Origin of the sequence: Azospirillum agricola (assembly GCF_017876095.1) — a bacterium.
GTDB classification, from domain to species: Bacteria; Pseudomonadota; Alphaproteobacteria; order Azospirillales; family Azospirillaceae; genus Azospirillum; species Azospirillum agricola.
This window is the reverse complement of the sequence record NZ_JAGINM010000013.1, coordinates 125,668-139,449: the sequence shown is the minus strand read 5'-3', so window position 1 is coordinate 139,449 and position 13,782 is coordinate 125,668. Positions and strand designations below refer to the sequence as shown.

Sequence of the window (13,782 nt, the reverse complement as noted above, 5' to 3'; positions counted from 1 at the left end):
CTATGCCGGGAACTCGTGTGAGAAGGAAATGATCCAAATGACATCGAACACCGGGCCTAAAGGCTCCCGCCGCACGCCCCGGCTGCTGTTCGCCGGATTGCTGGTCGTCGGTCTGCTGATGCTGGTCGCCCGCACCGTGGCGCGCCCCGACGTCGGCTTCGGCGAGATGGTCTTCCCGGCGCTGGGCGGCTTGGCCATCGCCGCCGCCATCGTCGTCATCGTGCGCCGCGACCGCAGCGAGCGCGACGCCCTGCCGCCCCAGGAGCGCGGCCGGCAGGACCAGGGGATGCCGCGCTGAGCGTGGCATCCGCCTTCCCCGACGGCCGACCCCTCAGACGAACTTGAAGCTGAGCAGCCCGCCGACCACGACGACCAGCAGCACGGTCGTCACCAGCATCAGGCGCTTCTCGATGATCTCCTGCACCTGCGGGCCGTAGAAATGCAGCAGGATCGCGATCATGTAGAATCGCGAGAAGCGCGCGACGATCGAACAGAGGATGAAGATCGTCAGGTCGAGATGGGCGAAGCCGGCGGTGATCGTCAGCAGCTTGTAGGGGATCGGGGTGACGCCCTTGAGGATCAGGAACCAGGGGCCGAACTCGGCGAACATGTCCTGGAAGCGGTGGAACGACTCCTGCGCGTTGTAGAAGTCGATGATCAGCCGGCCGACGCTCTCGAACAGATAGAAGCCCAGCGCGTAGCCGAGAATGCCGCCGAGCAGCGAGGCGAGCGCGCAGACGTTGGTGTAGAACCACAGCTTCTTCGGCTTCGCCAGGCACATCGGCACCAGCATGACGTCCGGCGGCAGCGGAAAGAAGGAGCTTTCCGCGAAGGACACGGCCGACATCCACCACACCGCGTCGTCGCGCGCCGACAGGCGCTGGATCCGGTTGTAAAGAGAACGCAACATTCCGTCTGCCACATATGAGAAAACCCTTCCTCCGGGGGCAAACCCGAAGGAAGGGTCGGACGATCACCTATATCGGTCGCCGCTCCATGCGGAACAACGACGGAGCCGTGCCTTTTGCAAGGCGCAACCCATTTACTCCTGGCCTTCGGCCTCGTCGCCCTCGGCGGCGGCGTCCTGCGTCGGGCCCGAGTTCTGGCCCTTGGCGGTGACGTCGCGCTCGACCAGCTCGATCACCGCCATGTCGGCGGCGTCGCCGTAGCGGAAGCCGGCCTTGAGGACGCGGCTGTAGCCACCCTGGCGGTCCTTGTAGCGGTCGGCCAGGACGGTGAACAGCTTGGTGACCATCTCGTTGTCGCGCAGCTGCGCGTAGGCGAGACGGCGGTTGGCCAGGCCACCCTTCTTGCCCAGCGTGATGAGCTTGTCCACGATCGGACGCAGCTCCTTGGCCTTCGGCAGGGTGGTGGTGATCTGCTCGTGCTTGATCACCGCGTTCGCCATGTTCGAGAACATGGCCTTGCGGTGGCTGCTGGTCTTGCTGAGCTTACGTCCCGAAACGCCGTGACGCATGGCGGTCCTCCTTCATGGCATGGCCCCCCTCGGGGAGCCGATCGTGAACCCCGCCGCCCAGACATCGAGCTGGTACGGCTACAGGGGCGGGCCGGATGGCCCTGGGAAACCACCCCTCCCCGGACGGGCCGGGAAGGGATGAAGCAGAAAACGAGACTTAGTACGGCTCTTCCAGACGCTTGGCCAGTTCCTCGATGTTCTCGGGCGGCCAGTTCGGGATTTCCATGCCGAGGTGCAGCCCCATCTGGGACAGCACTTCCTTGATCTCGTTCAGCGACTTGCGGCCGAAGTTCGGGGTGCGGAGCATTTCCGCCTCCGTCTTCTGCACCAGATCGCCGATGTAGACGATGTTGTCGTTCTTGAGGCAGTTGGCCGAACGCACCGACAGTTCCAGCTCGTCCACCTTGCGGAGCAGGTTCTTGTTGAACGGAACCTCCTCGTGCTTCTCCTCGGAGACGGCGTGCGTCGGCTCCTCGAAGTTGATGAAGAGCTGCAACTGGTCCTGGAGGATGCGGGCGGCGAGCGCCACCGCGTCGTCCGGCTTCACCGAGCCGTTCGACTCGACGACCATGGTCAGGCGGTCATAGTCGGTGACCTGCCCGACGCGGGCGTTGTCGACCTTGTAGGACACCTTGCGGACCGGCGAGAACAGCGCGTCGACCGGGATCAGGCCGATGGGGGCGTCCTCGGGACGGTTCTGGCTGGCCGGGACGTAGCCCTTGCCGGTCTCGACCGTCAGTTCCATGTTCAGCCGCGCGCCGTTGTCCAGCGTGCAGATGACCAGCTCCGGATCCATGATCTGGATGTCGGCGCCGGTCTCGATCATGCCGGCCTTGACCTCGCCGGGACCCTCGGCGCGCAGGCGCATGCGCTTCGGCCCGTCGCCGCCCATGCGCAGGCCCATCGTCTTGATGTTCAGGACGATGTCGGTCACGTCCTCGCGGACGCCGGGGATGGAGGAGAACTCGTGCAGCACGCCGTCGATGTGGATCGACGTGACGGCGGCACCCTGCAACGACGAGAGCAGAATGCGGCGCAGCGCGTTGCCCAGGGTCAGGCCGAAACCGCGCTCCAGCGGCTCGGCGACCACGGTCGCAATGCGGTCGGCGTCGTCGCCGGGCTGGATCTCCAGCTTGTTCGGCTTAATCAGTTCCTGCCAGTTCTTCTGAAGCACGGATCGACCTCAAGATGCCATCGGGTGAACACGAACCCGCGGGGACCGGCCGTTCCCATGCTGAGAGGGCCGCGATGGCGGCGGCCCCCTGCCCCGGAACGGTCGATCCCCGCGGGTGCGGAGACTTAGGAACGCTGTATCAGACGCGGCGCTTCTTCGGCGGGCGGACACCGTTGTGGGGGATCGGCGTGACGTCGCGAATCGAGGTGATCTGGAAGCCGATCGACTGGAGGGCGCGCAGGGCGGACTCACGCCCCGAACCCGGACCCTTCACTTCGACTTCCAGGGTCTTCATGCCGTGTTCCTGAGCCTTGCGGCCGGCGTCTTCGGCAGCCACCTGGGCGGCGTAGGGCGTCGACTTGCGCGAACCCTTGAAGCCCATGGTGCCCGACGACGACCAGGCAATCGTGTTGCCCTGCGCGTCGGTGATGGTGATCATCGTGTTGTTGAACGAGGCGTTCACATGCGCGACGCCAGCGGTGATGTTCTTACGCTCACGACGACGCAGACGCTGCGAGGCGGCGGACGGCTTGGCCATGGAAGGTAATCCTCTGTCTTACTTCTTCTTGCCGGCGATCGGCTTGGCCGGACCCTTGCGGGTACGGGCATTGGTGTGGGTGCGCTGGCCGCGGACCGGCAGGCCCTTGCGGTGACGCAGGCCGCGGTAGCAGCCCAGGTCCATCAGACGCTTGATGTTCATCGCGACTTCGCGACGCAGGTCGCCCTCGACGCGGTAGTCGGCGTCGATCGTCTCGCGGATCTTCAGGACTTCGTCGTCCGTCAGCTGGTTCACGCGGCGCTCGGCCGGGATCTCCAGCTTCGCGCAGATTTCCTTGGCCTTGAAGGGGCCGATGCCATGGATGTAGGTCAACCCGATCTCCACGCGCTTCTGCGCGGGGATGTTGACGCCAGCAATACGCGCCACGCCTGCTCTCCTCGATTCCCGTCGACGGCCCGGCTAGGCCGTCGATGATTCACGCGCCCCGATGCAGATCCCCCTGACACCGGGACGCAAAACGTCGTTCGTACCCGGAAAGGGGCACGAGAGGGTGCGACTATAGAAAAAGCCCGGAACTTGTCAAGTCCGAATACCGGCAGCCGGGCCTCTCCGTCGCGGGGACAGCCGTAAACGACCGGGCCGGAGAACGCAAGCCCGACTCGCCGGGCCAGTCGCCACCAAATCCCAAAGCAAATCCCGAAGCAGACCCTTGATCGCGTGCTGATGTTGGGCAACAACCACGGCAACGGATTGTTCGAACCAACGGACAGCCACGGCGCACCAGTCTCTGCCCATCAACGCCCACTCAACCTGTGAAGGCTTGCATTCATGACAACGACTGGCACGACAACGACCGGAGCGGCGCCGACCGGTTCCCCCGACACCACCCTGCCCTCCGGTCCGATCCGCCGCTCCCGCCTCACCAAGATCGTCGCCACCCTCGGGCCCTCGACCACCACGCCGGAGGTCATCGCCAAGCTCTTCGAGGCCGGCGTCGACGTCTTCCGCCTGAATTTCAGCCACGGCACCCACGAGGACCACGGCGCGCGCCTGAAGGTGCTGCGCGAGATGGAGGCGCGCACCGGCCGCCCCATCGCCGTCATGGCCGACCTCCAGGGGCCCAAGCTGCGCGTCGCCACCTTCGCCAACGGCCCGGTCGCGCTGACGCCCGGCCAGCGCTTCCGCCTGGACCTGTCGAAGGAGCCCGGCGACACCAGCCGGGTCGGCATGTTCCACCCGGAGATCTTCGCGGCGCTGACCCCCGGCACCGACCTGCTGCTCGACGACGGCCGCGTGCGGCTGCGCGTCGAGTCCTGCGGCCCCGACCATGCCGAGACGACGGTCGTCTCCGGCACCCGGCTGTCCGACCGCAAGGGCGTCAACGTGCCCGGCGTGGTGCTGCCGCTGTCGCCGCTGACCAGGAAGGACCGCGAGGATCTGGTCTTCGCGCTGGACATCGGCGTCGACTGGGTGGCGCTCAGCTTCGTGCAGCGGCCGGAGGACGTCGCCGAGGCGCGCAAGCTGATCGCCGGCCGCGCCGCCTTGATGTCGAAGCTGGAGAAGCCGCAGGCGATCGCCCATCTCGACGAGATCATCGAGCTGTCGGACGGCATCATGGTGGCGCGCGGCGACCTCGGAGTCGAGCTGCCGGCCGAGGACGTCCCCACCCTGCAAAAGCGCATCGTCCGCGAGTCGCGCCGCGCCGGCAAGCCGGTGATCGTCGCCACCCAGATGCTGGAGTCGATGGTCGGCGCCCCCGCCCCGACCCGCGCCGAGGCGTCGGACGTGGCGACCGCCGTCTATGACGGGGCCGACGCGGTGATGCTGTCGGCGGAGACCGCCTCGGGCGACTACCCGATCGAGGCGGTGTCGATCATGGACCGCATCGCGCGGCGGGTGGAGCACGACCCGCTCTACCGCACCATCATGGACGCCCAGCATTTCGACCCGCAGCAGACCGCCGCCGACGCCATCACCGCGGCGGCCCGGCAGGTCGCCCACACCATCCAGGCGGCGGCCATCGTCACCTACACCACCTCGGGTTCGACCACGCTGCGCGCCGCCCGCGAGCGGCCGGAGCAGCCCATCCTCTGCCTGACCTCGCAGCTGGAGACGGCGCGCCGCCTGCAACTGGTGTTCGGCGTCCATTCCGTCCACACCTCCGACGTGGCCAACTTCTCGGAGATGGTGCAGAAGGCGACGCGGGCCGCCCACAAGGACGGGCTGGCCATCGAGGGGCAGCGGCTGGTCATCACCGCCGGCGTGCCCTTCGGCACTCCCGGAAACACCAACATCCTGCGCATCGCCTGGGTCGAGGCGGAGTAACCCCCTCCACCCTTTCCGGCCCCCTTCCCCACCGCCCGCCACGCCGACCACCGGCGGGGCGGGCGGTGGCGTTTCAGCCCTCCACCAGTTCCGGCACCGGCTTGCCCGCCATGGCCGCCTTGCCGGCGGCCGGCGTCGGACCGGAGTCGGCCGTCGGGACCGGTGCGGGCGCTTCGTCCGCCACCGCCGGACGCGGGGCGTGGGCATGCGCGCCATCCGGCGGCAGGCCGGCGCGCATCCGCTGGACATGCGGGAGGTCGAAGCTCAGCTTCAGCTCGACGTTGCGCCAGATCTGGCGCAGCCGTTGGACGTGCAGATCCTCGCCGATCGCCCCGACCACCGACTCGAGAGTGTCGAGCGTGATGCCGCGGTCCGCCAGGATCACCGTCTTGCCGTCGGTCCTCGGCGTGTTCAGGGCCGCCACCAGACGGGGCCGCGACTCCGGCCGTTGCATGAAGCGCTCGATGTCGAAGATCGTGCGGACGTTGATGACGCGGAGCGCCTCGATCTGGTCGAGGTCGAGCGCCAGCATCAGCTGCGCCTGCGCCACCCAGTCCATCGTCTCGTAGATGCCATAGGGGGTTTCGACAAACAGCAGGATCGGATTCGCGGTGGCGAGGTTCTGGACGTCCTCGATCTCGAACTCGGCGAGCCGGAACCTGATCGCCGGCCCGATGCCCAGAACCATGTCGATCGGGTGTTCGCGCATGAAGGCCTGGGCGCGCGGATCGGTCCGCCGGATCTGAAGCTGCGGCACACGGCTCAACAGGGTTTGCAGACCGAGCCGGGGAAAGAAGCCGACCAGGAAGGCGACGATCAGGTCCGGCATCCGGTCGGTCAGGGAGGTCGCCGGCGTCGCCTGGGTCAGGTCCATGTAGCCATGGTGCAGCGTCACCGAGGTGACGCAGGCGAGCAGGATGTGCGTTGTCACCCGCAGGAAGGAAATCGGCGACAGATCGTAGTTGGAGATGCGGCGGACCAGATAATCGATCGACCAGATGTAGGCGCCGAGAAAGGTGAAGGTCAGCACCGCCATCGTCTGGAGCTGGTAATCCATCATGGCGATCATGCTGGCCTGATCGCTGACGGTGGCCAGCTTCATGCCGCTGAACAGGGGCTGGTACTGCTCCAGCCGCTCCCTGGTCACCAGAAGCCCGCTGGACGCCACGAAGCCGCTGAAGGTCACCATGATGAAGACCGTCACCGGCAGCAGGTAGGCCCGCCATTCCGAAGGCTGCCGCCCTTCCATGTGATGGGGCAGCGCCCGGTACTTGTAGGCTGCGAACTCGAAGGACGGGATCAGCGTGTCGGCGCCATGGCCGTCGATGCGGAACACCGCCTCCAGATCGGTGATGATCTTCTGGCGCACGCTCTTGATGTTGCTGCGGCCGATGAAGATCGTCAGCGGCAGGATGAAGGACAGCCCCAACAGCCCCAGCGTGCTGAGAACCCGCAGCTCACCAACCAGATCGACGAGCATCCGCAACATACCACCACTCCCGGACAGTCAATCCGGACAGTGATACGCCTTTCGAGGGTTCGGCGGGAGGGGATGCTTGCAGAAAAACTGGGGAAAGTCAGAGGGGCAAGCCCAATCTCTGGCTGCGAATCGCGTTCGCCTGCTGGCGGACATGGACCAGATGGGGGTTCAGGGCCAGCGCGGCGTCGAAGGCGCGCAGCGCAGGCTCGGGTTGATTCAGCGCGAGATAGACGAGGCCAAGACCGGCGAGCGCCCCGAAATGCCGAGGCTCCAGCATCAGCGCATGGCGCAAGTCGCCGACCGCCGCCGCGTAGTCGCCCAGCATGTAATGGGCGTTGGCCCGCTTGTTCCATCCCTCGGCGTAGGTCGGATCCATCGCGACCACCCGGTCGAACGCGGCCAGGGCCGAGCCATAATCGTCGTCGTTCAGGCTGAAGACACCGGTCCGCATGACACGGATCATCTCGGCGTCGGGATGCTCCAGCCAGAAATCCCAGATGTGCTCCTCGACCGACTCGGCGTAGGACTCATCGGACGTTGCGTGCAAGGCCTGGAACAGGGCGTCCAGCCGCAGATTCCCCTGACCCGCTCCCGCCGGCGCCCCGACGGTCAGCAGCAAAAGCACTGTCAAGGAAAAGAAGCGACGGAAGATCATGCTCCAAATTTGGGCACGGTTTCGACGCTTCGCCAACTTCTTTTTGGTTGCGGAACGTTACGAATTTCGACGAAACGGGCGAGGAAGCGGCTTAAATCCGCCGTCATATGACAATCGTGACACAACTCTTGCGGTGAATGACCAAACCGACAGGCGGCGGCAACACACCGCACAAAAGGCAACGGCCGGCGGATCGCTCCGCCGGCCGCAGCCCTACAACCAACAGCGAAGAGAGATCAGGCGGCCTTGTTGCGGCCGGCCACGATTTCGTCGGTGACGTTGCGCGGCACCGGCTCGTAGTGGCTGAACTCCATCGAGTAGGACGCACGGCCCGAGGTCATGCCGCGCAGCTGGCCGATGTAGCCGAACATCTCGTTCAGGGGCACGTTGGCCTCGACGGCGATGTTCGAGCCACGCTCCAGCTGGCCCAGCACGGTGCCGCGGCGGCGGTTCACGTCGCCGATCACGTCGCCGAGATAGTCGTCCGGCGTCACGATCTCGACCTTCATCACCGGCTCCAGCAGGATCGGGCCGGCCTTCGGCAGGGCCTCGCGGAAGCAGGCCTTGGCGGCGATTTCGAACGTCAGGGCGTTCGAGTCGACGTCGTGGTACTTGCCGTCCACCAGGCGGGCGCGGAAGTCCACAGTCGGGTAGCCGGCGAGCACGCCGTCTTCCTTCTGCATCTCCAGGCCCTTCTTGACCGACGGGACGTATTCGCGGGGAACGGTGCCGCCGACGGTCTCGTCGAGGAACTCGAAGCCCTCGCCACGCTCGCGCGGCTCGAAGATGATCTTCACTTCGGCGAACTGGCCCGAACCGCCGGTCTGCTTCTTGTGGGTGTAGGTGTATTCGACCGGCTTGGTGATCGCCTCGCGGTAGGCGACCTGGGGCTTGCCCATGTTGCCTTCCACGTTGAACTCCGTGCGCAGGCGGTCGAGCGTCACCTCGAGGTGCAGCTCGCCCATGCCGCGCAGGATGGTCTGGCCGGTTTCACGGTCGGTCTCCAGGCGGAGCGACGGATCGGCGCGGACCATCTTGCCGAGCGCGATGGAGAACTTCTCCTGCTCGCCCTTGGTCTTCGGCTCGACCGAGACGCTGATGACGGGGTCCGGGAAGCGCATGCGCTCCAGGATCACCGGCGCGGCGGCGTCGCACAGCGTGTCGCCGGTCTCGGTCTCCTGAAGGGAGACGAGCGCGATGATGTCGCCGGCGCGGGCTTCCTCGATCGGGTTGGCGTCCTTCGCGTACATCTCGACCATGCGGCCGATCTTCTCGCGCTTGCCGCGGGTCGAGTTGAGGATCGACATGCCCTTGGTCAGCACGCCCGAATAGACGCGGACGAAGGTCATCGAGCCGTAGGTGTCGTTCAGCACCTTGAAGGCCAGCGCCGAGAAGGGCGCGTCGTCGGAGCTCAGACGCTCGCCGTTCGGGTTGCCGTCCTCGTCCACCGTCTTGATGGCCTCGACGTCGGTCGGGGCCGGCAGCAGGTCGACGACCGCGTCCAGAACCTGGCAGACGCCCTTGTTCTTGTAGGACGAGCCGCACAGCACCGGGGTGAAGGCGCTGGTGATGGTGCCCTTGCGCAGGCAGGCGCGCAGCACCGCCGGCGACGGCTCCTCACCCGACTCCAGGTAGGCTTCCATCGCCGCGTCGTCCTGCTCGAGCGCGGTGTCGACCAGCTCGGCGCGCAGCTGTGGGATCAGGGCGATGTTGTCGAGGTCTTCCTTGACGGTCAGGTTGAGCTTGCTGGCGAGATCGTCGGTGATCTCCCAGATCTCCCACTTGGCGTCCTTGTCGTCGGAGAACCAGACATAGGCCTTCATCTCGACCAGATCGACCATGCCGCGGAAGTTGTCCTCCGAGCCGAGCGGGACCTGGATGCAGACCGGACGCGCGTTCAGGCGGGTCTTGATCATGCCGACGCAACGCTGGAAGTTCGCGCCCGAACGGTCCATCTTGTTGACGTAGCAGATGCGCGGCACGTTGTAGTTGTCGGCCAGACGCCAGTTGGTCTCCGACTGCGGCTCCACGCCGGCGACGCCGTCGAACACCACGACCGCGCCGTCGAGCACGCGCAGCGAACGGTTCACCTCGATGGTGAAGTCGACGTGGCCGGGGGTGTCGATGACGTTGATCTTCTTCTCGCGCCAGAAGGTCGAAACGGCGGCCGACTGGATGGTGATGCCGCGCTTCTGCTCCTGCTCCATGTAGTCGGTCGTCGTCGACGTCTTGAGATCCTTCGTCTCGTGGACGTCGATGATCGTGTGCTTGCGACCGGTGTAGTACAGGATGCGCTCGGTCGTCGTCGTCTTACCGGCGTCGACGTGGGCGATGATGCCGATGTTGCGGATATCGGAAAGTGGCGTTTGGCGCGGCATGTTGCAGTTCCATTGCAGGTACGCGACAACCGAAGCGCGACCCACGGGGGTCGACCGCTCCGGCGGCAGAGGTTGGTCGGGGTTTTACGGGCGATCCGTTAAGGCGTCATTAACATTCTGTAAACCGGCGGACGAAACCCGCCGGATTATCGAAGAGCGAGGCCCTCACGCGTGTTCGGGCCACGCCGGCACACCCCAACCGGGCTGCCGGGTTGCCCCGTTTCCGCCACTTACTTAGCGGCGGTGACCTGAATTTCAACGAGATACTGCGGCGCGGCCAGCCTGGCTTCGACCGTGGCGCGCGCCGGCGGGTTGGCCGCGTCCACCCAGGCTTCCCAGGCCTTGTTCATCGCGCCGAAGGAGGCGATGTCGACCAGGTAGATGGTGGCCGCGAGCAGCTTGCTCTTGTCCGAACCGGCCTCGGCCAGCAGGGCGTCGATCTGGGCCAGGATCTGGCTGGTCTGCTGCTCGACATCCGGGGTCGGCTGGTCGGCGACCTGACCGGCGAGATAGACCGTGTCCTTGTGGACGACCATCTGGCTCATGCGCGGTCCGGTGTGGAAGCGCTGAATCGACATGACGAAAAGACTCCGGGTTCCGGGACTAAGACGCGCGTACCTCTATGCCATTCCCGCGCCCGCGCGAAGAAAAAAATGCGGGAGCACCGCTCAGGGCTGCCCCGCACTGGCCTGCGGGCGCAAAACCGTCATGAAACGGGCGGCGGGCACCGCGAAATTGCGGCGTTCCGGCCCGCGCCCGGCGGCCACCCCGACCCCGGCGACCGACCAGCCGGCGCCGTCGCGCGCCAGCAGCGGGCCGCCGCTGGTTCCGCGCGTCGCGTCGCAGTCGTGGACGAGCAATCCCGAGCCGGCGCCCAGGATGCGGCAATCGCGGTCGGCCATCAGGATCTGCGCCCGATCCTGGCTGTAGCCGCCGAGCATCACCGGCGTTCCGGCGGCTGGCGGCCGCGGCGACACCGGCAGGGGCGGCGTGCCGGCCGGAGCCGCCTCCGCCAGCGTCAGCAGCGCCCAGTCGGCGGCGATGTCGGGCCGGCCGGCGGCCGGGTCGTAGGCCGGATCGGTGGCGATGGCCGACACCGTGACGTGCCGGCTGTATTCGCCGCGCGCGTAGCCGAACAGCACATGCAGGGAGGATTCCGGAAAGAAGCGGCGTGTCCGCCCGTTGAACAGGCAGTGGGCCGCCGTCAGCACACGGTTCGGCGCCACCAGCGCGCCGGTGCAGCGCCCGCCCAGGTTGGTCTGCACGCGGACGAGGCTGCGCCACGGCGCCTCCTCCAGCGGAACCGGCGCGCGCCGGTCGTCGCTGCCCACGCCGGGAAGCAGCGGGCGCTCGGCCAGCGCGCGGCTTGGCGGCAGAAGCAGGGGCAGCGCCGCCAACGATGCGAACAAAAGCGGAAAAAACCCGTTCGCCCGCCGCCCATGTTCTTGATCCGTTTTCACGAAACCCGTATCCTCCCTACCCATGGCGACCCTGATCATCACCGAGAAATCCAGCCAGGCGAAGGATTTGCGCGCGGCGCTTGGCGACCGCTACGGCCGCATCCTGCCGGCGGAGGGCCATCTCCTGCGGCTGGCCGAGCCGGACGAGGTCGATCCCGCCTGGAAGCGCTGGTCGCCGACGCTGCTGAAGCCGGACGGACTCTACCCGACCAAGCCGGACGGCGGTGGAAACAAATCGGCGAAGTTCGAGGCGATCAAGGCGGCCCTGCGGGCCTGCGACCAGGTGATCCTGGCGACCGACTGCGACCGCGAGGGGCAGTTGATCGGCCAGGAGATCCTGGAGCATGTCGGCTATCGCGGCCGCGTCCAGCGCGCGCTGTTCACCGCGCAGGATCCCAAGACCCTGCGCGATGCCTTCGCCAAGCTGAAGCCGAACGCCGAGCTGCGCCCGCTCTACGAGGCGGCGGTCGCCCGCCAGCAGGCCGACCAGATCTTCAACCTGTCGCTGACCCGCACCGCGACCAAGACCCTGCTGGCGCCCGGCACGCGCGGCGTCATCGGCATCGGCCGGGTGAAGACCCCGACCCTGTCCATCGTCTGCCTGCGCGAGCTGGAGATCCGCAACTTCAAGCCGGAGGATTATTTCGAGGTGGTGGCGACGGCCACCGCAGCCGAGGGGAGCTTCCGGATGCGCCACGCCCCGGCGCCGAAGGACCGCATCAAGGACCGCGCGCGGGCCGAGGCCATCGCCAAGGCGGCCGACCGGCATCGCGGACCGCTGTCGGTGACGGTCGAGGAGAAGCGGCAGGCCCCGCCGAAGCTCTACGACCTGCCGGCCTTGCAGAAGACCTGCGGCCAGCGCTGGGGCTGGACCGCCGACCGCACCCTGTCGGTGGCCCAGGAGCTCTACGACGGCGACGGCAAGAAGCTGATCACCTACCCGCGCGCCGAGGCCCGCTACCTGTCGGAGAACCAGATCGGCGACGTCCCGGCCATCGTCGGCGCGCTGACCCGGCTGCGCGGCTTCGCGCATCTGGACATCGCCCGGCCGGTGATCCGCAAGGGCAAGTCCGGCCATTTCTGCGACCGCGCGCTGGAAGGCGTGTCGCACCACGCGGTGATTCCCAACGTCAACGTGCTCGACGACCTGGAATCGCGGCTGGCCCGCCTGACCGACGACGAGAAGCGGCTGTTCGCGCTGATCTGCCGCTCCTACCTCGCCGCCGTCATGCCGGACTACGAGTACCGCCAGACCACCATTCTCATGGATGTGCCGGTGGACGCCAAGCCGGTGCCCTTCCGCGCCGTCGGCCGCATCCCGCTGAAGCTCGGCTGGAAGGCCGCCTTCGGATCGGCGGACGGCGACGAGAAGGCGGGAAAGCCGGAGGAGGAGGCCGAGCAGACCCTGCCGCCGCTGACCGACGGCGAGCCGGCGACCCTGTCCGACCCGAAGGTCGAGGCCAAGCGGACCCAGGCACCGCCCCGCTACAACGAGGGCACGCTGGTCGACGCCATGCAGAACGCGTGGCGCTTCGTCGAGGATCCGGCGCTGCGCGACCGGCTGAAGGAGGCCAAGGGCATCGGCACCCCGGCGACCCGCGCCGAGGTCATCAAGGGCCTGCGCAGGCAGAACCTGCTGGACGCCGACGGCAAATGGCTGATGCCGACCCCGGCCGGGCTGCAACTGTTCGAGACTCTGCGCGGCGCCGCTCCCGCCCTGGTCGATCCCGGCACCACCGCCCTGTGGGAGATGAAGCTGGACGAGGTCGTCACCGGCCGTGCCGACTTCCGCGCGGTGATCGACGCCATCGCCGGCGAGGCCGACCGCCTGATCGGCGTGCTGGTCGGCGGCGGCGGGCGCGGCGGTCTGGTCGATCTCGGCCTGCCCGCGCCGAAGGCAACCCGCTTCACCAAGCGCCGCACGGGGGCTGCGACCGGTGCGGGGACAGGCACGCGTCGCCGGACGCGGACGACCGCCGCCACTGTGTCCACCACCGCTGTCGATGCGGGCACGGCCGCCGTGCCGAAGCCACGCCGCACGCGCAAGGCGAAGGCCGCTCCGGCCGAGGCCGCGCCGATGGCGGCGGCCCCGGCGATGGCTCCGGCGGCCCCGGCGGCATCGGCAATGAACGATGCTTCGGGAAAGCCCAAGCGCCGGGAACCGACCGAGAAAATGGTCGCCTTCGCCCGCAGCCTCGCCGAACGCAAGGGGATCCCCCTGCCCGGCTCCTGCGTGCAGGACTTCGACCGGTGCCGGCAGTTCCTCGACCAGCACGCGCGCTGAGACGGCAACCGGAGACACGGATGAACACGGATTTCCGTTCGGCCGGAAAA

Annotated in this window: 13 protein-coding genes; 3 read left to right on the top strand and 10 right to left on the bottom strand. The window is 67.3% G+C overall.

Annotated features, from left to right (window positions below):
* Positions 1-37: 37 nt before the first annotated feature.
* Positions 38-298, top strand: coding sequence for a hypothetical protein (locus J2847_RS20010; protein ID WP_143268333.1), 261 nt, complete (start codon positions 38-40; stop codon positions 296-298).
* A 33-nt stretch (positions 299-331) separates the two neighbouring features.
* Here J2847_RS20010 and J2847_RS20005 read toward each other — a convergent pair whose 3' ends face one another.
* The 5 genes from J2847_RS20005 to rpsM all read right to left on the bottom strand — a co-directional run bounded on the left by J2847_RS20005 (position 332) and on the right by rpsM (position 3,576).
* Positions 332-910: a YqaA family protein gene (locus tag J2847_RS20005; RefSeq protein WP_209780601.1), complete on the bottom strand. Its 579-nt coding sequence runs from the start codon at positions 908-910 to the stop codon at positions 332-334.
* 132 nt (positions 911-1,042) lie between these two features.
* Complete coding sequence (rplQ, locus tag J2847_RS20000) at positions 1,043-1,477, bottom strand: 50S ribosomal protein L17 (RefSeq protein WP_085554732.1); 435 nt, start codon at positions 1,475-1,477, stop codon at positions 1,043-1,045.
* A 157-nt stretch (positions 1,478-1,634) separates the two neighbouring features.
* Positions 1,635-2,651 carry a DNA-directed RNA polymerase subunit alpha gene (locus J2847_RS19995; protein ID WP_085554733.1) on the bottom strand — a complete coding sequence of 339 codons (1,017 nt, stop codon included), beginning with the start codon at positions 2,649-2,651 and terminating at the stop codon, positions 1,635-1,637.
* 139 nt (positions 2,652-2,790) lie between these two features.
* A complete protein-coding gene (gene rpsK / locus J2847_RS19990) occupies positions 2,791-3,189 on the bottom strand; it encodes a 30S ribosomal protein S11 (protein WP_012974490.1) in 399 nt (132 codons plus the stop codon).
* Positions 3,190-3,207: 18 nt separating this feature from the next.
* Complete coding sequence (gene rpsM / locus J2847_RS19985; protein ID WP_085554734.1) at positions 3,208-3,576, bottom strand: 30S ribosomal protein S13; 369 nt, start codon at positions 3,574-3,576, stop codon at positions 3,208-3,210.
* Positions 3,577-3,978: 402 nt separating this feature from the next.
* Here rpsM and pyk point away from each other — a divergent pair, with 402 nt between their 5' ends.
* A complete protein-coding gene (gene pyk / locus J2847_RS19980) occupies positions 3,979-5,475 on the top strand; it encodes a pyruvate kinase (RefSeq protein ID WP_209780600.1) in 1,497 nt (498 codons plus the stop codon).
* 73 nt (positions 5,476-5,548) lie between these two features.
* On the opposite strand, the gene J2847_RS19975 is transcribed toward pyk, so the two are convergent.
* The 5 genes from J2847_RS19975 to J2847_RS19955 all read right to left on the bottom strand — a co-directional run bounded on the left by J2847_RS19975 (position 5,549) and on the right by J2847_RS19955 (position 11,397).
* Entirely contained in the window at positions 5,549-6,964 is a 1,416-nt protein-coding gene (locus J2847_RS19975) for a hypothetical protein (RefSeq protein WP_209780599.1), read from the bottom strand.
* A gap of 88 nt (positions 6,965-7,052) precedes the next feature.
* Entirely contained in the window at positions 7,053-7,580 is a 528-nt protein-coding gene (locus J2847_RS19970; protein WP_325169452.1) for a tetratricopeptide repeat protein, read from the bottom strand.
* Positions 7,581-7,846: 266 nt separating this feature from the next.
* Positions 7,847-9,988 (bottom strand): elongation factor G, encoded by a 2,142-nt coding sequence (fusA, locus tag J2847_RS19965; RefSeq protein ID WP_209780597.1) that lies wholly within the window; start codon positions 9,986-9,988, stop codon positions 7,847-7,849.
* Positions 9,989-10,218: 230 nt separating this feature from the next.
* Positions 10,219-10,566, bottom strand: a complete 348-nt coding sequence (locus J2847_RS19960) for a RidA family protein (protein ID WP_209780596.1) — start codon at positions 10,564-10,566, stop codon at positions 10,219-10,221.
* 90 nt (positions 10,567-10,656) lie between these two features.
* Complete coding sequence (locus J2847_RS19955) at positions 10,657-11,397, bottom strand: trypsin-like serine peptidase (RefSeq protein WP_233474645.1); 741 nt, start codon at positions 11,395-11,397, stop codon at positions 10,657-10,659.
* Positions 11,398-11,470: 73 nt separating this feature from the next.
* On the opposite strand from J2847_RS19955, the gene J2847_RS19950 reads away from it, so the two are divergent.
* Entirely contained in the window at positions 11,471-13,732 is a 2,262-nt protein-coding gene (locus J2847_RS19950; RefSeq protein ID WP_209780595.1) for a DNA topoisomerase, read from the top strand.
* Positions 13,733-13,782 lie beyond the last annotated feature (50 nt).

What these genes read in the sequence shown, in the direction of transcription:
- J2847_RS20010 (WP_143268333.1), top strand. Translation starts at nt 38, where the DNA reads ATGACATCGAACACCGGGCCTAAAGGCTCCCGCCGCACGCCCCGGCTG.
- J2847_RS20005 (WP_209780601.1), bottom strand. Translation starts at nt 910, where the DNA reads ATGTTGCGTTCTCTTTACAACCGGATCCAGCGCCTGTCGGCGCGCGAC.
- rplQ (WP_085554732.1), bottom strand. Translation starts at nt 1,477, where the DNA reads ATGCGTCACGGCGTTTCGGGACGTAAGCTCAGCAAGACCAGCAGCCAC.
- rpsK (WP_012974490.1), bottom strand. Translation starts at nt 3,189, where the DNA reads ATGGCCAAGCCGTCCGCCGCCTCGCAGCGTCTGCGTCGTCGTGAGCGT.
- pyk (WP_209780600.1), top strand. Translation starts at nt 3,979, where the DNA reads ATGACAACGACTGGCACGACAACGACCGGAGCGGCGCCGACCGGTTCC.
- J2847_RS19975 (WP_209780599.1), bottom strand. Translation starts at nt 6,964, where the DNA reads ATGTTGCGGATGCTCGTCGATCTGGTTGGTGAGCTGCGGGTTCTCAGC.
- fusA (WP_209780597.1), bottom strand. Translation starts at nt 9,988, where the DNA reads ATGCCGCGCCAAACGCCACTTTCCGATATCCGCAACATCGGCATCATC.
- J2847_RS19960 (WP_209780596.1), bottom strand. Translation starts at nt 10,566, where the DNA reads ATGTCGATTCAGCGCTTCCACACCGGACCGCGCATGAGCCAGATGGTC.
- J2847_RS19950 (WP_209780595.1), top strand. Translation starts at nt 11,471, where the DNA reads ATGGCGACCCTGATCATCACCGAGAAATCCAGCCAGGCGAAGGATTTG.